The sequence below is a fragment of the Buchananella hordeovulneris genome (assembly GCF_001907235.1).
Classification (GTDB): domain Bacteria; phylum Actinomycetota; class Actinomycetes; order Actinomycetales; family Actinomycetaceae; genus Buchananella; species Buchananella hordeovulneris.
Genome location: NZ_MQVS01000018.1, coordinates 1 through 18637, shown reverse-complemented (window position 1 = coordinate 18637; position 18637 = coordinate 1). Strand labels below are relative to the sequence as shown.

At 66.2% G+C, this 18637-nt stretch carries 12 protein-coding genes; 3 read left to right on the top strand and 9 right to left on the bottom strand.

Translation table 11 applies throughout. From position 1 onward, the window contains the following. Positions 1–220: 220 nt before the first annotated feature. From trxA to BSZ40_RS11050, 5 genes are read right to left on the bottom strand one after another with little or no spacing between them, the layout of a single operon-like run. A complete protein-coding gene (gene trxA, locus BSZ40_RS11070) occupies positions 221–541 on the bottom strand; it encodes a thioredoxin (protein WP_073826439.1) in 321 nt (106 codons plus the stop codon). Between the two features lie 10 nt (positions 542–551). After that, a complete protein-coding gene (trxB, locus tag BSZ40_RS11065; protein ID WP_084542833.1) occupies positions 552–1478 on the bottom strand; it encodes a thioredoxin-disulfide reductase in 927 nt (308 codons plus the stop codon). Between the two features lie 56 nt (positions 1479–1534). After that, a complete protein-coding gene (locus tag BSZ40_RS11060) occupies positions 1535–5113 on the bottom strand; it encodes a murein biosynthesis integral membrane protein MurJ (RefSeq protein WP_073826434.1) in 3579 nt (1192 codons plus the stop codon). Continuing rightward, positions 5110–7314, bottom strand: a complete 2205-nt coding sequence (locus BSZ40_RS11055; RefSeq protein WP_143180970.1) for a DUF6049 family protein — start codon at positions 7312–7314, stop codon at positions 5110–5112. The genes BSZ40_RS11060 and BSZ40_RS11055 overlap by 4 nt, the downstream gene beginning before the upstream one ends. Continuing rightward, the gene (locus BSZ40_RS11050; RefSeq protein ID WP_073826428.1) at positions 7311–7820 is read right to left on the bottom strand and encodes an NUDIX hydrolase; all 510 of its coding nucleotides are present in this window, start codon (positions 7818–7820) and stop codon (positions 7311–7313) included. Before BSZ40_RS11050 ends, BSZ40_RS11055 begins: the two co-directional genes overlap by 4 nt. A gap of 61 nt (positions 7821–7881) precedes the next feature. On the opposite strand from BSZ40_RS11050, the gene BSZ40_RS11045 reads away from it, so the two are divergent. Both BSZ40_RS11045 and BSZ40_RS11040 read left to right on the top strand, forming a co-directional pair. Continuing rightward, positions 7882–9453: a CCA tRNA nucleotidyltransferase gene (locus BSZ40_RS11045; protein WP_073826425.1), complete on the top strand. Its 1572-nt coding sequence runs from the start codon at positions 7882–7884 to the stop codon at positions 9451–9453. A 173-nt stretch (positions 9454–9626) separates the two neighbouring features. Beyond that, on the top strand, positions 9627–11153 hold the full coding sequence (locus tag BSZ40_RS11040; RefSeq protein ID WP_073826423.1) for an MFS transporter: 1527 nt from the start codon (positions 9627–9629) through the stop codon (positions 11151–11153). Between the two features lie 62 nt (positions 11154–11215). On the opposite strand, the gene BSZ40_RS11035 is transcribed toward BSZ40_RS11040, so the two are convergent. Then, entirely contained in the window at positions 11216–13018 is a 1803-nt protein-coding gene (locus tag BSZ40_RS11035; RefSeq protein WP_084542832.1) for a pentapeptide repeat-containing protein, read from the bottom strand. A gap of 42 nt (positions 13019–13060) precedes the next feature. Further along, positions 13061–13885 (bottom strand): MerR family transcriptional regulator, encoded by an 825-nt coding sequence (locus tag BSZ40_RS11030; protein ID WP_073826418.1) that lies wholly within the window; start codon positions 13883–13885, stop codon positions 13061–13063. 287 nt (positions 13886–14172) lie between these two features. Here BSZ40_RS11030 and BSZ40_RS11025 point away from each other — a divergent pair, with 287 nt between their 5' ends. Next, complete coding sequence (locus BSZ40_RS11025; RefSeq protein WP_143180969.1) at positions 14173–15303, top strand: excalibur calcium-binding domain-containing protein; 1131 nt, start codon at positions 14173–14175, stop codon at positions 15301–15303. 23 nt (positions 15304–15326) lie between these two features. On the opposite strand, the gene BSZ40_RS11020 is transcribed toward BSZ40_RS11025, so the two are convergent. Further along, the gene (locus tag BSZ40_RS11020) at positions 15327–15839 is read right to left on the bottom strand and encodes a DUF6301 family protein (RefSeq protein ID WP_073826412.1); all 513 of its coding nucleotides are present in this window, start codon (positions 15837–15839) and stop codon (positions 15327–15329) included. Positions 15840–15846: 7 nt separating this feature from the next. After that, positions 15847–18339, bottom strand: a complete 2493-nt coding sequence (locus BSZ40_RS11015) for a PrsW family intramembrane metalloprotease (protein WP_143180968.1) — start codon at positions 18337–18339, stop codon at positions 15847–15849. Between the last annotated feature and the right edge of the window lie 298 nt (positions 18340–18637).

Genomic DNA, 18637 nt, shown 5'->3' with positions numbered 1-18637 from the left:
CGAACAACTCAACCAACCGCTCACGCTGGACCTGGCTGGCCTTACTCGATGACAACACAGAAATACTCCCCGGAAGAAGGAACCCGATTACCAGGTCCAACTTCCGGGGAGCAGTTCAAGGATACGCCCCCTTTTCAGGTCGCAGCTCGCACAACAGCGACGGCATCAGGTAGGTGCGTGGGACACTTGCCGCAGAGCGCGCGTCGGCACCCTGTCTCTGTTACTGCGAGACGTACTTCGACGCCAGGGCCGCCAGCTCCTTCTTCGGGCGGCCTCCCACCACCGTCTCGACCAGTTCACCGCCGAAGTAGACGTTGAACGTCGGGATTGAGCGCACCCCGTAACGCGCGGCCGTTAGCGGGTTGTTGTCCACGTTCAGCTTGACGACTTTCACTCCGTCCAGCTCGGCAGACAATTCATCGACGATCGGGCTCATCTGGCGGCACGGCGGGCACCACGGCGCCCAGAAGTCCACCAGCACTGGGCCGTCAGCGCCCAGCACCTCGGTCTGGAAAGACTTGTCAGTAACTTCGCTAGTCATGTGGGCCTCCTTACAGGGATGCGAGGTAACGTTCGGCGTCGAGGGCGGCCCGGCAGCCGGTGCCGGCCGCAGTGATGGCCTGGCGGTACGAGTGATCGACCACGTCACCACAGGCGAACACGCCCGGCAGGCTGGTGGCAGTCGTCGGTTCGGCAACCTTGATGTAGCCGTCCTCATCCAGGTCGAGCTGGTCACGGACCAGGTCGGTGCGCGGGTCGTGGCCGATGGCCACGAAAACGGCGCGGGTTGCGAGCTCGCGCTCTTCCCCGGTGACGGTGTCGCGCAGGCGCACCCCACTGACCGCGTCGTCGCCCAGAATCTCGGTGACGACCGAGTTCCATTCGAAGTTGATCTTCGGGTCGGCGAGGGCGCGGTCCGCCATCACCTTGGAAGCCCGCAGCTCGTCGCGGCGATGCACCACCGTGACCGAGGAGCCAAAGCGCGTCAAGAAGGTGGCCTCCTCCATGGCGGAGTCGCCGCCCCCCACCACCACGATCGGCAGGTCACGGAAGAAGAACCCATCGCAGGTGGCGCAGTAAGACACCCCGTGCCCCGCCAGCAGTTCCTCCCCCGGCACCCCGAGGTGCCGGTAGGCCGACCCGGTGGCCAGGATGACGGCGCGGGCACTAACCGTGCTGTCTTCACCCTCGACTAGCTTCTCGTCACCCGCCAACGACACCTTGACGACATCCTCGTAGCGAATGTCGGCGCCAAACTTCTCGGCCTGGGCCCGCATCGCCTCCATGAGGTCCGGCCCCTGGATTCCCTCCGGGAAACCGGGAAAGTTCTCCACCTCGGTGGTGTTCATCAAAGCTCCGCCGGCGCTCAAAGCCCCCGCGAAGACGACGGGACGCAGCCCGGCGCGGGCGGCGTAGATAGCAGCGGTGTAGCCAGCCGGGCCAGAGCCGACGATTACAACATCGTGGACGGACAACATTCCTCCTTCATCGCTTACGTATAGGCAACGCCAGCGCGGGACAACTATTCCCGCCGTTAACGGATGGCAACCTCGCGGATCTCCACCCGGAACTTGCCGTCAGCCAGTGAGACCGGCAGCTCCGAGAACCACAAGACCACCCGTTTGGTCTTCGTTGGTTCAAACGACAGCGTGAGGTCTTCCTGCAAAGCCGACTGGGCGAGCGACTTGCCGTCCGCGGGCGTGTCACCATCTACCAACACCTGCACTAGTCCCCCGGTGCTGTTGTATTCGGTGCGGATCTGGGAGATCGTTCGCTCCTCCGACAACTCAAAGGCCAGGCCGAAGCCCTGCTTGATGTTGCCATAGGCCGCCGAGTTGTAGAAGCGGGAGTACCACTCGGTATCGGAATTGGCATCGAACAGGTTGTTGACCAGTTCGGGGTGCTCATCGCCGTCTCCCCCCGGGTCGACGACGCTAGCTGAGACGATCTGGGCCGGCCCCAGGTCCGCGGGGGCGGGGGTGGCAGCGTCCTCCCCTTCTTCCGCGGGGGCGGTCGCCTCCGGGGTGGCGGGGCCACGGAAGAGCCAAGAGTCGTCGCTAGCAATCGGCTTGGCAGGAGCCAGCAGCGTAGACACCGCCCACGCGAGCCCCGCCACGACACCCACCAACAGCACCAGCAGCACCACCGGGGTGGGGTTGACGCGGCGGGCCAGGAACGGCTTGGCGCGCTCGGATTCGTCGGTCCAGGCGGGCAGCGCCTCGGTCGAAATCGGGGCACGCTTACCGGGCTTTGGCGGCTTGCCGAGATCCCCGGGACTGGGGGCAGGCGCTGGGCCAGGGCCGGGGGCGAAGCTTGGCGGGGGCGCCAAGCCCGGGGCCGGGGCCGTCCCCGCCTGCGGCCCGGCGACCGCCCCGGTCGACGGCAGCGGCGCGCCACTGGGAACCGGGGCCGCAGGCGCCGCCTTGGGCAGCACCGCGGTGGCATCCACGGCCTCAGGGGGCGGGGGCAAGAGCACCGAGAACCCGGCCGGGCGGGCATCAGTGCCCGGCGGCTCCAGCTCGATCGGTCGGCCCGTGGGGGCACCCGACAACGGCATATTCACGTCTTCTCCCAGCTTCGTTAACAGCTCGGCAAACGTAGCAGGCCCAGCCCCCGCGAAAGTCTCATCGATGACCGTGTTGAGGGCGTCGTCGACTTCCGGCACGATCTCGCTGGCTGGCAAGGGCTTGCCGCCCCGTTCCCGACTCTTGACAAAACCGTAGCCGCCACCGGGCCAGGTCCGGGTCAAAGCGAGATAGCCGATAGTCACCAACGTGGTGACGTCGGCCTTTTCCCGCTCGGCGGGGCTGGCGTAGCGAATCTCCTCGGCTGCCGCCCGATACTCCAGCCCGCCCACCCGGACCAGGTCTTCGGCGAGGAAGACATCGTCGGGCGTCAGGGCCCCGTGCCCGACCCCCTGCTCGGCAGCGGCAGCTAGGGTCCGGGCGAGGTCGACGACGAGGTCGCGGGCCGCCTGTGGCGTCAACGATTCCTTGGCCAGGGACCGGGAGAGGGAGGGGGCCGTATTACGTTCGACGGCCAGGAAGGCCGGGCGCATGCCGGCCTCGTACACGCGCACGACCCCCGGCAGGGTCAGGCGGCTGGCGTTTTGCGCGGCCTGCACCATCCGTTCGGTGCGTAGCCCACCCTGCAGCAACATGTAGAGGGTCACCGGGACGCCCGTCACGGAGTCTTCGGCGTCCCACCGGGTGGCACCCAACAGGTTGACGGGCATGGTGCGGATCAGGGTGTAGCGCTCGTCGACGCTGGAGCCGGAGCGGGGCACGAGCGACATGTCGACCACCACAATGCCGCTGGTGGCCTCCGCCACCAGGGAAGCATTCGGATCTTGCGCGAACTCAACCCGCGGCCCGTCGATGGCGAGCTTGTCGCGCCACGTCAACAGCAGCTCCGCCACCTTGCCGCCACCGGGTGCCAGGCGCACCAGGCGGGACAGCAGCGACAGGACGGGCGAGAGCACGCGCCGCATCTCGGGCACGTTCAGGCGCAGCAGAATGACGACATAGATCGCGGTCATCACCAGGGCGACCACCGCGAGACGGAACAGGGCTCCAAACAGTTGCCCGAGGGTGGCGCCCAATATCTCGCCCAGCCACACCCCAGAGTTGTCCACCCCGATCAGCCACAGCACCCCCCACCCGGCTAGCGTGGCCGGCACGACGGCCGCCACCAGCAGGGCGTAGTACTTCGTGGTGGCCGCGATCTCCACCTCGGGCAGCCGCTGGCGGCGCAACACCAGCAGGCCGACTATGGTGCCGAAGTACATGGCGAGCACGTCGCCAGCGGCCCCGCCCACGACCCACCAGCCGGGCGGCGCCAGCCAGTACGCCCCGTAGGCCCCCACGAGGGTGAAGACGGCCATCGGTACCTGGATGAGGAACATCGTCTTGGTGTCTTCGTAGGCGAACAAGACGCGCTGCACCATGGTCCACCCGCCCTGGCCGGCCACGCCGAGGGACAGCACCGCCAAGACGAGAGCCACCCCGGAGGCTTCCGTAAGCGGCAAGGTCGGGGCGATGGCCTGCACCAGCGGCAGGGCCAGCACGATCAGCCCCGCCGAGCACAGAATCGTGAAGATACCAACGGTGCGCATACCCAGGGAGAGGTCGCGATTGACGGCAGCGGTGTCGTCGGCGGCCGCGTGGTCGCTCATGCGGGTGAACATGGCGGTGACGATCGAGGTGGTGATCAGCGACTGCGGCAGGATCGAGAGCATGAAAGCCACCGTGTAGGCGGCGGTGGACGGGTAGAACACGCCGTCGGTCTCGGCGGCGGCGTTAGCGGCGGCAGCCACCCGGGAGAAGCCAATGAAGCCAATCTGGCCGACGACGAGCGCCGCGAACGCCCACATCGCCACCTGGGAGGCGGTCCCCAGGCCTTTCAGGCCCCACGTGGCCCGCCAGTGGAAGCCGACCTTGCGGAGCGACGGGAAAAGGCACAGGGCCTGCACGATGACCCCGAGGGTGGCTGAGCCCGCCAGCACCAGCACTTCGGGGGTGCCCCAGATGTCGGTCGCGGCGGCGTCAGCGCGCGAACTGAACAGGTACAGGAACGCTACGAGGCCGATGATGCCGACGACGTTGTTGATCGCGGGCGCCCACATGGGCCAGCCGAACCGGTTGTGGGCATTGAGGACCTGGCTGAGCAGCGCGAAGACCCCGTAGAAGAAAACCTGGGGCAGACACCAGTACGCGAAAATGACGGCGAGATTGAACCAGCCGGGGGCCATCTGTCCGGCGAACAGGCGCACCAGCAGGGGCGCGGCCGCCGTGGCCACCACCGTGATCCCCAAGATCAGGGTGCCGGTGATGGTCAGCAGCCGGTTGACGTATTCGTCACCGCCCGTCTTGGAACGCAGGGCGCGGATGATCTGCGGCACCAAGATGGCGTTGAGCACCCCGCCCGCCAGCAGGTTGAACACCGTATTGGGCAGGGTGTTGGCGACGGTGAAGGCGTCGTTGGCGCCCGCGACCCCGATGACCGCCACCAGGAGTGCGTTGCGCACGAAACCCAGCAACCGGGACACGAGCGTGCCGGAGAACATGATGGACGAGCTCTTCGCGAGGCTTGCCTCGCTGGGGCTGCGGCTCACGTACTTTCCTTTCGGCCGGGGTCAGCGGACCCGTCAGCGGGCGGCACCGCGGTGGCGTCACTCGCGGATGCAGACGGGTCCGAGGTCGGGAGGGCTAGGACGGATGCCTCACGCGATTTGCGATTCTTGAGGAATCTTCTCACTAAACCCACGACGATCAGGACTATTGCGGCACCGAAAAGTATCCCGACACCGAGGTTCTCCCAATCGGCGCGCACCCGCACCCGCACCGCGTTGGGGCCGGCGATTACGTCCCCTTCCGGGGACAACACCCGCACGTCGACGTTGACGTCGCCCGTGCCCACCCCGTGGGACGGCATCATGAATTGCACTTGCCGATTGGCTGGCACCGTCTTGGTGATCTGATCCGGGAACTTCAAACGCCAGGCGTGGGAGGTGACCGCGAGGGTGACGGTGACGTCGGTTGGGAGGGAATTGGTGACGCGGATCGGGAGGGAGGCGTCGGAGTCAATCATGCGCACCTCGGACACCACGTGGATCATGATCGCGTCCGTGGCCTCGTCAACGAGGGACTGCAGTTTGCTGACGTGCCGCTGCCCGTGGGCGGGCCCCCACTGGGCGGAGGCCAGGATGGCGGCGGCGGCGACGAATGGTTGGCGGAAGGTGGCGCGGTCCTCCACCGCGTTGGTTACGGGGGTCAGGCGATCTAGCGCCACCGTGATTTGGGCCAGCCGCTGTTCGTCCGCCGATTGCGGCAGGGTGAGGGTGGTGCGGTCCTGGGTCGCCGCAGGCAGCTGCAGCAGTCCCGTGACGGTCGTGGGTTGCACCCACGGCAGTGATTCGAGGAACGCGAAAGACTCGGCGTAGGCCGATATGTGGTTGCTGCTGGCGCGCGGCACCAACGCGAGGAACCCGGCGTCGCCGGTGGGATGATCGCGGCGCAGCAGCGCGGTGTCGGCCGCCAGGAGCATCCGGTGCAGGAAGGGCGGCAGGGCGTGGCCGCGCGTGTCCAGGCCGGCCAACAGGTTCGGCAGGTAGGGATCCCCCACCAGGGCGTCCTTGCTCAGCCCATCTAGGCTCACGGTCGTGTGGGCGACCGGGCTGGTTCCCGTGGCCGCCGGGAAGGTTTCCGGCGGCAGCAACAGGGCCCGATAGTTGGGGGAAGCCAGCAGCTGGCGCACCAATTGTTCGCTCAGGCTGGCTTCATGCGGCCAGGCCACATCGGAGTGCGCCTGGGGCAGGGGGGCAACCGCAGGCGGACGCGGCAAGAACGACGTCAGCGGCGGGGCATCGTAGGGGGCAAGCTGTACCAGCTCAAAGTCAGCGGCCTGCCCCGCGAAGCTGGGCGTGTTGTCAACGGTAAGGGCGGGCAGCACGAACTGCGGACTCTGGGTTGCTTGGGGGGTGACCAGCGGCGGGGCGAGAGTCGGGCTGGGGCTGTCTGCCGTGGGCTGGGTGGGAGACGGCGTGGCCGGATCAGTGCCCAACGGTGGGGAGGAGAACACGGTTTCGACGGCGTCAGCGAACAACATGGGGTCCACCCCGAGGGTGAGCCAGCGGCGATCCGCGCCCGCGAGGAAGCTACCCAACCGCTGCTGGCTGGCCACTTCCAAGGATTCGCCTTGCAGCAGGGCCCGCTCCAGTTCGGCACCGCTGGCCACCACCGGTTGGGCCACCGCCAGGGACACCGGAGCATCGGTAGGGGGATTAAAGATGAACAGCGTCCGGCCACTACCTTCCGGGCCGTTGGCATCCAGGTCCCGCGGGCTGTGCCAGGGGGCCTCCTCCACCGGTGGGGCGTCAGCGGGCACCACGTAGGCGTCTATCTCCACCCCCCGGGGACCCCAGGCGTCGTCCGGCCCAACCGGCAGCTGACCACGCGGCACAGTGAGAGAAAACGGCAGCGTTCCGCCGGCCGGCAGCGCCCCCTGCACCTCGAACGTATCCACCAGGGCCAATGACGGGTCAGGGGTACCGGCCGCGAACTCGTGCAGCGCCCGCCGGTCGCCTGGCACGTCTTGGTGCATGCTGACCGCCAAGTCCAGCCGAGCCACTGCCTGGGTGCCGGTATTGCGCACCACCCCGCTGATCGTCACGTCCTCGCCCGTGACCACGTATGGGGCGACGTTTTGCACCTCCACGGCCAGCTTCACCATTTCGGGGGCAGCCTGGGCCGTCGGCGTCACCCCCGCCAAGAGGAGGGCCGCCAACGCGCCCCCGCTTAACCAACGTCTGCTCACCGTCGCCCTGTCAACAAGTCGAGAGCCAAAGACACTACGCGGCGCTCGTTCGGGTAGGCCAACCGGTCGGCAACTTTACTGGCCTCCACCCACGCGACGTCCTCCGCTTCCCTATCGGGGTCATTTTCCACCGTCAGTTCCCCGCCGATGGCCTCTAGGAGGTAGTGGTGGACTACTTTGTGGACCCGCCGGTCGTAACCGGCAAACCAGTAGTCGATCGTTTTTAGATGCTTGATGATGCGCCCCGAGATGCCCGTCTCCTCGTAGATCTCGCGCACAGCCGCCTGCGGCGGCGTCTCGATGCCCTCCAAGTGGCCCTTCGGCAGACACCACTCCAGGCGGCCTGCCCGATTGCGGCGTGCGATAACCGCCACATAGGCCCGCCCGTCACGCACCTTAATCACTATGCCACCCGCCGAGACCTCTTCCGCGATCGGCAGCGCACGATCCCCACCCAGTCGAGGCAACGACCGGGGGGCACGCGGCTTGGGCACGGATAGGGGCATGGCTCCACTGTAGGCGAGGGCGAGTGGGAGTTGTCCGTTACTCATGGCACGCTATGACCTAATGAACACCGAACAGCGCCCAGTTTCTGCCCCGCTGCCTACCGATTTGCCCATTTTGGCTGATCGCGAGGAGCTGACCGCGCGTGCCGCGCGTGTCTTTGCTGCCCTGCCCGCCCCCCTGCTGGAGCTGGCCCACATGTTCACCGCCGCCGGGCACGAGATCGCCCTGGTGGGCGGCCCGGTGCGCGACGCCCACCTCGGGGTCGCCCCGCACGACCTCGACCTGACGACCTCGGCCCGCCCCGAAGAATCGGAGGAGATCTTGCGCCGGTGGGGCACCGCCACCTGGGACATGGGCCGAGCCTTCGGCACCATTGGCGCGCGGCGCGGGCAGACCATCGTCGAGGTCACCACCTACCGCACCGAGGAATACGAACCCGCCTCCCGCAAGCCCGTCGTCGCCTACGGCGAAAGCCTCACCGGGGACCTGACTCGCCGCGACTTCACCGTCAACGCGATGGCGCTGCGCCTGCCCAGCCGGGAACTTGTCGACCCGCACCACGGGCTGGACGATCTCGCGGCGGGCCTGCTGCGCACGCCCGTCGGTGCCCACCAGTCGTTCGACGACGACCCGCTGCGCATCATGCGCGCCGCCCGCTTTGCCGCCCAGCTCGGGTTAGACGTCGATGTTGACGTCATGGACGCCATGAGCGCCATGGCCGACCGGTTGCGCATCGTCTCAGCCGAGCGGGTGCGCGCCGAACTGGAGCGGCTCATCATCTCTCCCGCCCCCCGCCGCGGCCTGGAGCTGCTGGTGCACACGGGGGTGGCCGACGTCGTCCTGCCCGAACTGTCAGGGCTGCAGGAGACGGTGGACGAGCATGGCCGCCACAAGGACGTCTACGAGCACACCTTGACCGTGCTCGACCAGGCCATCGCCTTGGAGACCGGGCCGGACGGGGACGTGCCCGGCCCCGACTTCGTGCTGCGGTTCGCCGCGCTCATGCACGACGTTGGCAAGCCCGCCACCCGCCGCTTCGAGGGCCGCCAGGTGACGTTCCACCACCACGAGATCGTCGGGGCGAAGATGACGGCCGCCCGCATGAAGGCCCTGCGCTTCGACAAGAAGACGACCCGGGACGTGGTCAAGCTCGTCAGCCTGCACCTGCGCTTCCACGGATACGGGGAGGCCGCGTGGACCGACTCGGCGGTGCGCCGCTACGTCACCGACGCCGGGGACATGCTCACCCGCCTGCACCGCCTCACCCGCGCCGACTGCACCACCCGCAACCGCCGCAAATCCATGATGCTCAACGCTGCCTACGACGACCTTGAGGCCCGCATCGCCGCCCTGGCCGCCGCCGAGGAAATGGCCGCCATCCGGCCCGACCTGGACGGCAGCGAGATCGGAACATTGCTCGGTATCGAACCCGGCATCCTCGTTGGGCACGCCCGCCACTATCTGATGGAGCTGCGCATGGAGCACGGCGCCCTCGGGCGGGAAGCCGCCGAGGAGGCCCTGCGTAAGTGGTGGGCCGCCGAAGGACCGGCCCTGCAGGCCATGAGTCACGTCGAGGCCCGCAACGCCCTGGCTGCCAAGCGCCGCGAAGGCAAGGTGCCGCGCACCACCTGAGACGGCGCGGGGCGCGGTTTTGGTCGGGTGCGGGGCTGGACTTGGTTTAAGGCCGAGTGGCCGAGCGCGGACGCGGGATGGCAGGGCCGGTGCGGCCCGGGCGCGGAGGGGACGGTGGGCGCGGCCCCTGGGGGGCCGAGCCGGGGAGACTAGTGAAACGACAGGAACGAGACATGACTAACCAGCGGCCGACGTCGGCCCCCAGCCCGGCGGGCGAGGCGGCCCCGACGTGGCGCACCCTCTGGTCCACCCGTGGCTTCCGCCTGCTCATCGGGGTGCGGCTGGCTTCCCAGAGCGGCGACGGGCTGCTGCAGGCCGGGCTGGCCACCCTGTTCTTCTTCCGGCCCGAGTCGATGCGCAGCCCCGGCGGGGTGGCGTTCGCGCTCGCGGTGCTCCTGCTGCCCTACAGTCTCGTCGGGCCGTTCATCGGCGCGGTGCTCGACCGGGTCTCGCGCCGCAACCTGCTGGTCTACGGCAACCTCGGTCGCTGCCTCGGCATGGGGCTGCTCGTGGTGGCGCTGGCGGCCGCCCGCAGCGGCGGCAGCGGGGCGGGCAGGCTGGCCGCCGAAGTGGCGCTCTACACGCTGGCGTTGGCCGCGCTCGGGGTCATGCACTTCCTGCTGGCCGCCCTCAGCGCCGGGGTGCCGCTGATCATCCCGCGCCGCAGCCTGCTGCTGGCCAACGCGATCCTGCCGCCGGTGGGCGGGGTGGCCACCGCGGTGGGGGCCGTCATCGGTTTCGCCCTACGCATCGCCCTGCCGCCCGGGCTGGTGACCGATTTGGGGGCCGTGGCCGCCGCCGGGGTCATGTTCGGGCTGGCGGCGCTGCTGGCCGCGCGCCTCGGGGTGCACGAAATCGGGCCCGTGCCGGCAGAGGGCGCGGTCGGGGCGGGCAGTGAGCAGGATGGCGCGGCGGCGAGGGGCGATGGGCGCCACGCCCAGGCAGGCGGAGCCGCGGAGGCCGGAGTGCACGACGCAGCGAGCGAGGCGGGCACGGAGAGGCTGACCGCCGGTGGGGGCGCGGGCGCGGGCGCGGGGAGCACGGCTGGTGGCGCGGGCGGGCTGCGGCGGGCGGTGCGATCCACGTGGCGAGAGCTGGCCCACGCGGCGGCGCACCTGTGGCAGCGGCGCCTGCCTGCCATCGCGATCGCGACGATGGGGGCGCACCGAGCGACTTACGGCGTGGCCTTCCTGACGATCGTGCTGGCTTCCCGCACCATCCTCGCCCCGGCCGACGGCGACGGGGTGGGGGTCTTCTCGCTGCTGCTGGCCTGCATCATTGGGGGGCACGGCATCGGGGTGCTGCTGACCGGGCTGCGGGCCCGCGTCGGCGCGCGGACGTGGCTGACCGTGTGCCTGGGGCTTAGCGTGCTCGGGCTGAGCCTGGTGGCTCTCGCCCCGCGGCTGCCGACGATGGCGGTCGGGCTGGTGGTGCACGGCATCGGGCTGCAGGCCGGGAAGATCACCGTGGACACGGTGGTGCACGGGCACGTCGCCGATGCCTACCGCGGCCGCGCCTTCGCCATCCACGACTCCGTCTTCAACGGCTCCGAGGTCGTGGCTGCGGCGCTGCTGTGTGGGGTCATCCCGGTCACCGGCTGGTCCCGGGCCATCCTGCTGGGGGCCGCGGCGTGGCTCGTGCTGTGTGCGCTGGCCTGGCGACGCGCTACCGCGGCCTGGCAGGACGAGCTGGCGGGCTGAAGTTGGCGCAGCCGTGAACGTCTGCCGTTAGTGTGACCGACGGCAGGTGCAGCGCGGGGGTGTTAAGCGGATTCCCCCGGAGGGTCTTCGTCAACCTCATCGGCCCACTTGGCGCCTGGCGGCAGCTTAGTTTTTGGGTCAAGCTTTACCGCAGCATCAAACTCCGGTGGCCTGTCGAAGATGGCCTCTGCAAAAGATGGCTGCTCACTGAATTCAGTGTTAGCAAAACGGGCACCGCCGGAAAATGTGGCCGAATGGAAGTCGGCCTCGGATGAAAACCGTGATTTAGAAAAGCTTACATGGTCACCGAAACATGTTCCGCAAAACACTGCGTGCCCCTCAAAGGTGGCGTGAAATGAGGCGCCTTTGTGGAATTTGGCGTCAGAGAAAAGAGTGTAGCCGCGGAAGGTGCATGGCGACTCCTTAAGGGCATGTCTCGCGGCCATGTCTGAGTCGTTAAATTGCGCATCGTCAAGGAATTCGGCTTCCATAAAGTCCACCCGTCCCGCAAACGTGCTGGCCCAAAAGTATGTTGCCCCATGAAACATAGTTGATTTGAAGGCGGCTGCGTCATGAAACTCAACGCCGCGAAAGTTTGCCTCTTTGTGGAAGATACATTTGCTGAAGTCTGCCTCACCGCGAAAGGTGCTGGAGTCAAGGTCTTGTTCAGTAAAAAAGGATGTCTCGCTGAAGTCGGCTTTGTCGTGGAAGTGCATCAATTCGAGACGTGTCGCGCCTAGAAAAGCGGCCTTTTTTATGTGGGTTTCCCGGTGAAAGATTGTCGCATTAATCAAGGTTGTCGCGAGGAAGTGAGTCCGATTGAAGTTCACATAGTGGTAAAATTCTGCGTCGGTGAGTGTAATGGTACCGGCAAAAGTGCAGTCCGAGAAGTTTGCCCTTTCGGCAATTTTAGCTTCGTGGAGATCGAAGTCGCAGGCGCACCAAAGCTGTTCTCCCGACAGGCTGCCGTCCGCACTGCCCTTTTCTAGGTCGTCGGGGTCTGCGGCGCGCAAGTGTGCCGCCATGACCTGGATAATCGTTGACTCCACAGCCCCGTCGCGACTGATTGGCCTGGAGGTGTCTGGGGTTCCATCCTCGCTTAGGTGATAGCGCGTGTTTCCCTCCGCATCTTTCTCTAGTCGATCAGTACGCAGGTAGCCGCAGAGAATGTCGACAACTCGCTGCTTGTAGGGACCTTTCTCGGAGTCGGCAATGTCGGTGAGCGCGTGGACGCCGGCGATCCGGGTGGAGGGGGCGGCGTCTCCCAACATGCGGATTGCTTCAGAGAATCGAGACGCCAAATCCTCCTGCTTGGCTCTCTTAAGCTCGCGCTGCGCCTTCTCGCGTTCGTCGGTCAGGCGCTCCTTGTCGCGTTGCGCCGCCTCTTCTTCTCGCACCTCCTGGCGTTCGGCCAGCGCCTGGGTGCGGTACTTTACGACCAGGAAGACGGCGCCTCCCAAGCCTGCGACGGTTGACAGTGCCGCAGTAGCTTGGGCGGCAGGGTCCTCATTTGAAGCGAAGAGCGTGCCCCATATCTTCCAGGAGACACCGAGCAGCGCCACTGCCCCCACAAATGTGATCACGCACCAGTCAAATAGCTGGAAAAACTGTGGCCGGTCTTCATTTGGGTCGGGGCTGCTAGATATGTTTTGGTGCCTGTCCCAGAGGTAAACGAGGCGGAGTCCGGCGGCTAGTACGCCCACCATTAGTAGTATTCGCAGAGGGTGCCATCCCCGCAGTAGACACAGCAGGTCCGGCACCCAAAAAGAAAGAAATGCCAAGACAAATGCTAAAGCTGTTCCATATGGGTTCTGCCGCAGGAACCGCCACCAGTGGGATCGTGAGCGGGCGTCGTCGTCTGCCATGACCGTAGTCTGGCAGATCGACGTACCGCCCCGCTCCGGTGGTTAGTTGATGGGCAGGTGGACGAGCGTGCGTAGCTGCTCTTCGGGCACTTCGCGTGGATCGTTGAGATAGAAGTTGAACGCCTTGGCGGCCAAGGTGTCGCCGGAGGCGCGCTGCAGCCCGTCAGTGGCGAGGCGAGCAGCGATTTGGTCGTGGGCATCCGTGATTTGCGTATAGGGCCCGACAACCTCCGCCACCACGCACTCCCGCTCCGGCAACTCCAGCACCTGCAGGGGCGCAACCGTCGTCGTTCCCGCGGCGACGGGCACGAAAATGCTTAACCGCGGATTGTGTTCAACGTACTCCTCTCCGTGCTCAATGACCCCCGCTGGGCCGGTCGCTTGGATTCCTTGCGAAATGAGCTGCGGCAGCATGACCTCCCACAGCTGTCCTTCGTCGCTGTAGGTCGGCACCGTGCCGGTCAGCGCCACGACGGTCATGGCGGGCACCGTAGCCCGCGAAACGGTAATAGACATGGTCTTTCCTCCATCAAGCAACTGGTGCAGGAGGCGAAGCTTGCGGCGCACGTCCGCCTCCTCTCTCAGTAGGGTTTTCCGTTGCAGTTCCAGGGCGCGGGCCCATGCGTCGGTGCCGCGGGTGGTCAGCAGGGCCGAAATGGCAGAAACGCCGAACCCGACATCCCGCAGATTCCGGATCGCCGCCGCAGTTTCCAATTGGGCGGGCGCATAGCGGCGATAACCGGTATGGGGGTCGACCGCCGCCGGCACGAGAACGCCGTGGGCGTCGTAATGCCGTAGCATGCGCACGCTCAGGCGGGTCAGGGCGCTGAATTGGCCGATCGGCAACAGGTTTGGGGTTTCGGTCATAGGGGCAGCATGGCACCTGACATCGTGGCAGAGTCAACCGCTAAGACAGGAAAGTGCCGAGGACTCCAGCAGCCGAGATCACAGCGCGGGTGGGACCCAGCTAACAGAACCGATACCCAGCCAACTGTCAGGATGCTCCCATGGATGTTCGAGCAAAGATGCAGGCTGAAGGTCGCGAATTCCTGTTGTTTCTTCGCAGTTTGCCCTGGTGGGCGAAGATTGCTCTCGTTTCATGGGCGGTATTTCTGCTTCTGGTTTTCTATCGGGAACCAGCTGGCCTCCTCTTCATGGCTCTGGTAACTCTGGGCGGTCTGCTATTGAGGTGGGCCGTACGTACTAAAGCTGCAGGCAAGGGACGCCATCACTACGGGGCCGTAGCGCTGGCCGGCTCCTTCCTGGTCGCCGCCGTCGCGGGTGGTTCTGTAAAGACACAGCAGCAGGACTCCGCCTCTTTCAGCGCCCCTGTGTCCGCGGCGTCGGCCACCGCTACCCCGTCGATCAACGAGACCGTCCCCGGCGTCGACGGCCTGCAAGAAGACGACTTCCCCGGCATACAAAAGCTTGCCGATGGCCTGCCGCTGGCCGCTGCCGACACCTCCGTCCCCTTCGCTGCTGATTCGTTCGGGCCCGCCAGCTCCGGGCACTTCGAGTGCGCCACCCTCCTGCAGGTGTTGCAGCGCGATGTCGCCCAGTCCGCGCCCGCTGCCGATGGGTGCTCCATTACTGCTGGCACTTTCACCGACCCCTACTCGGGTCAGGCAGTCACCGTCGCTGGCAGTCACGACCAGGCGGGCTTGACCCTGGATCACGTGGTCTCGCCCCGGCATGCCTGGGGCCTGGGCGGCCAATCCCTCACGCCGGCGCTGCGGGCGCAGCTGGCCACCGACCCGTTGAACCTTCTCGTTGTCTCCAAGTCCGCCAGCTCCGAGCGCAACCAGCGCGCCGCCGACGAGTGGCTGCCGTCCGGGTCGGGCCGCTGCACCTTGGCCGCCCGCCAGGTCAAGGTCAAGACCAAGTATCACCTCGCCGTCTCTAAAGCCGAGGCGAAGCAACTGTCGCAGGCCCTCGCTGGTTGCCAGGAAACCAAGGTCGCCGCTGAGAAGAAGGCCGCGGCAGAAAAGGCTGCCGCTGAGAAGAAGGCAGCCGAGGAAAAGGCGGCGGCCGAGAGGAAAGCTGCGGAGGAAAAGGCCGCGGCCGAGAGGGCCGAGGCGGACCGGCGCGCCGCTGAGCAGGCCGCTGAGACGGGCTACGAAGAACCCTACGTTGAGGCACCGCTAGAGGTCAGCCAGGCCGAAGACGTCTACTTCAACAATTGTAGAGAGGCGCGGGCTGCGGGCTACGTCAACATTTTCGAAGGTGAGCCGGGCTATCGACGGAAGCTGGACCGAGACGGCGATGGAATCGCCTGCGAGCAGTAGTTTGCCTGGCCCGCGCCGTTGCGTTAGAACTCCTCCGCTGTCGCCCGCAACACCGTCTGACTGAAGTCCGGCGAGGCGATGTTTGCCAGTGCCAGCCTTGGGCTAACGGACAGCTGCAGCGTGCAGCCCCCGTCCAGGAGCCAGATCGACGAGGTGCTGGTATCGGCATCCGCAGGCAGGCGGTGGCCGACGGCGTCGGCCACCGGGCGGGAGTCGGGCCCCGCCACCGGTGGGCCAAACGCCTGGCTTAACGTGCGGGAATACTCGGCCGACTCAGGGGCAGGGACCTGGAGGTTGTTTAACGGCAAGTAGATGGCTGCAACAAACCCATCCACGAGGGTGAAGAATCCCTTCGGGGCCCCTGGCAGAACCCCTAGGTCGGAGAAGAAAATGCTGGGACGATCCGGTTGCGGCGCCCACCCCAGCTGGGGGTACACCCCAATTGCCTGCTCCTGATTGAGCGGCCAAGGTTGGGCCGCCCACACCCGGGCAATCTCTGCTAAGCGCGGGGCCGATATGGCCGTGATGGGGTTCATGGCGCTCCTAAAGTAGTTTGGCGATCTTGTCGTCGATGTGCTTGATGATCTCCGGTGTGAGGGAAAAGCCCTGATAGAGGCTACGGACGACGTTGCCCGGTTCGCGGGTGCTTATCACCTCCTTCTCCAGCTGCACCCGCCCGGACTTCACGCCCTCCCACAGGTCCGGATGTTCGGCAAAAAACTCCGCCACTCGATCGTCCCGGGCCATGCGGTCGCGCACGTAAGGCACCGTGCCCTGGGCGGCAGGGGGCTCGTAGAGCAGTTGGCGCGGGGTCTTGTCGACCTTGCTCCCGGCGCCCTTGAACTCGGGAATCATGATGCGGCTGCCGTCCTGCGACACCGCCAGCCCGTCAACGCTGTACTTGCCCGGACCGGTTTTGAGGTTCGGATTGGCCTTGAAGGCAGGGGCCATCTGGTAACCCTCGTGCCGCAACACCTGCTCGCCACCCAGTTCCCCCAGCAACTCCGCGCTGCGTTGCCGTCGCGCATAGTAGTGGGCACGCATGTTAGACAAAGTGGTCAGATCCTGGATGGTGGCGGCATCTACGCCACTCTCGTACAGACTGGGTAGCGTTTTATCGAGATTAGCCTGGTAAAAACTGCGTATGTTGTAGCCCGGCGGAATCTTCGCAGCCAGCTCGGCCTGAACGGCCTTGACGGCCGCGTCACTGGCGGCATGCTGGTCAAACCAGTGCTTCGGGCTGTTGAGCTGCTCGACGTTCTGCCACAGGCGGCGGGAGAGCGCGATGTCGTCGGCCGTGCGCACCAGCCCACCTCCGAGCAGTGAGCCGGGCACAAATGTCATCGCGAAATCGGCCACGTCCCACAAGAATTGTCCGGGAGTGACGGTCCGGGCATAGTTATTGAGCGCGGTCCGTGGATCGCGCAGGAGCGCAGCCAGGCCGTGGCCGTGGTCCGCAAACCAAGTGAAGATGCCAGCTGCCCCCATGGCGAAAGCAAAGCTCCAGCCGCCAGCCATGAGGAATGTCACCAGTAGCGCGGTCAAGAGAATCTGCCCAGGCGCGCCGAGACCGTCCCAGAAATACCCCAGTTTGTCGAGAATGCCTGCGAAATAGCGCAGGGAGTTGGACTGGAAAGACTCCCCAATGCTCGCCGCCATCCACGCACCCAGCGCCACGCTGACCAGCAAGGCAGGCACCCCAAAGACGAGGGCTCGGTGGCGGAAGTGCTGGCGCCCTTGCGGCTCGGGGGTAGCCAGCAGTGCGTTGATGGCATCGGCGCGCACCCCACGCAACTGGTAGCTAACCCGGCGTCCCTCAAGCACGCGCCCCAGCCAGCGGGAGTCGCTACGACCGTAGCCCTGCCACGTCAGGCGCAGATCCCACCATGTGAAACACAGCCACGCCCAGACGCTGTCCAGAAACGCCATCATCCAGCCCCATCCGGGCCGCGGCTTGGTGGCGCGCGGCCCGTGTAAATACGGGGGTGGCACGCCTAGTGGATCGGCCAACTGTCGTCTGCGTGCGTCTACCAGTTGCGCGACCAGCAGCGTGAGCATTGCCAAGGGTAGTTCTGCGTTGCCTAACTGCCCCACTTTGTACACCACGCCGAAGAACCAAGGAATGCCTGCGATGTCGTGGTCCTGCCAAGATATGTCAGGGACACTGGCATTCCAACCAAAGTGAGTGACGACCGCGCTGAACCAAAACAGCAGCGGCAAGATGGCGGCGATGCCCCGTTGCCAGCGCCGCACCCCAGCGGAACGGGCCTGGCTGGCGCGCCACCAAGTGATAGCCAGCCCGATACCGATCGCAATCAGCATGGTGTGAACCTGGTGCCCGACCGTGTAGTTGCTATCCCATCCAGGATTGAGGGTGACGAAGGAACCTTCAGTGAACGGGTTGGGAAAACTGGATAAGTAGCCCAGGCCAGCCAGGTCCCGGGCAAGGTCTCCAAATGGGCTCAGGCCGAGGCTGCGCACCCCCTCTTCGGCGAGGACGAACCCGGCGCCGGAAGCGAACCCCAGCAGTGCCCAGTCGGTCACCGCAAACCGGCGGGCCCGGCCGGGCGCCACCACCGCCACCACGAGCAGCGGCACGAGCTTGCCAGACTCTTCGAAGAAAGCAGCTAGCGCAGTGCTAGGGCCATCGGCGCTTACGGACAGTTCCAGTAGATCAGCCGTGGCCTGGCTGAAGAGGGCGATGCCGAGCGCGCAGAGCACTCCCCCTGACAGCATCAGGGACACAGCCCGCCAGCTGATGGTGCGGGGGCGGCACAGCGCGGTGAACACCGCCAAGGCGATGACCATGCGAATCCCCGGCAGTGCCGCTCTGGCAAACTTCGGCACAAAGATCAGTGCCACCACGAACAGCGGCAACGCCAAGCGGGCTCCCCACTTCCAGCAGCTGACGAGCGGTCCCATGCGGGCCAGCAGGCGGGCGACAACCGCTTGATAGCGGGCCGTCAGCTTCTCCCACCCCTCCGGCGGGACGCCCTGGTAAACGGGAACGGGAAGTGTCGGTGTGATTGCCGTCATGTTTTCACGGTACGGGGCGGGTGGGGAATCGTGAATTACATACAGACCTAAATCGAGACTCGGGGGCGATGTGGCGTACTCCTCCGGGACATTAGTCCCGGACAGCCTGGGGGCCGGCCGAAAGTCCAGGCCAATGCCACGGAGATCACCGCCCTAGATGGTTCCCTGTGCGGCTCATCCGCCATATAGGTGGTGTCAGATGCTCAGTGCAACGGTTTGTTGTGTTGGGTTGGAGGTTGTTGTGGGTTGGGATCGGGATGTGGTTTTGGATGAGTTGGAGATGGGGTTTGCTGGGCGG

Bases quoted from the DNA above. Each gene is read 5' to 3' on its own strand.
- trxA (WP_073826439.1), bottom strand. From the start codon at position 541: ATGACTAGCGAAGTTACTGACAAGTCTTTCCAGACCGAGGTGCTGGGC.
- trxB (WP_084542833.1), bottom strand. From the start codon at position 1,478: ATGTTGTCCGTCCACGATGTTGTAATCGTCGGCTCTGGCCCGGCTGGC.
- BSZ40_RS11050 (WP_073826428.1), bottom strand. From the start codon at position 7,820: ATGCCCCTATCCGTGCCCAAGCCGCGTGCCCCCCGGTCGTTGCCTCGA.
- BSZ40_RS11045 (WP_073826425.1), top strand. From the start codon at position 7,882: ATGAACACCGAACAGCGCCCAGTTTCTGCCCCGCTGCCTACCGATTTG.
- BSZ40_RS11040 (WP_073826423.1), top strand. From the start codon at position 9,627: ATGACTAACCAGCGGCCGACGTCGGCCCCCAGCCCGGCGGGCGAGGCG.
- BSZ40_RS11035 (WP_084542832.1), bottom strand. From the start codon at position 13,018: ATGGCAGACGACGACGCCCGCTCACGATCCCACTGGTGGCGGTTCCTG.
- BSZ40_RS11030 (WP_073826418.1), bottom strand. From the start codon at position 13,885: ATGACCGAAACCCCAAACCTGTTGCCGATCGGCCAATTCAGCGCCCTG.
- BSZ40_RS11025 (WP_143180969.1), top strand. From the start codon at position 14,173: ATGGCTCTGGTAACTCTGGGCGGTCTGCTATTGAGGTGGGCCGTACGT.
- BSZ40_RS11020 (WP_073826412.1), bottom strand. From the start codon at position 15,839: ATGAACCCCATCACGGCCATATCGGCCCCGCGCTTAGCAGAGATTGCC.
- BSZ40_RS11015 (WP_143180968.1), bottom strand. From the start codon at position 18,339: ATGACGGCAATCACACCGACACTTCCCGTTCCCGTTTACCAGGGCGTC.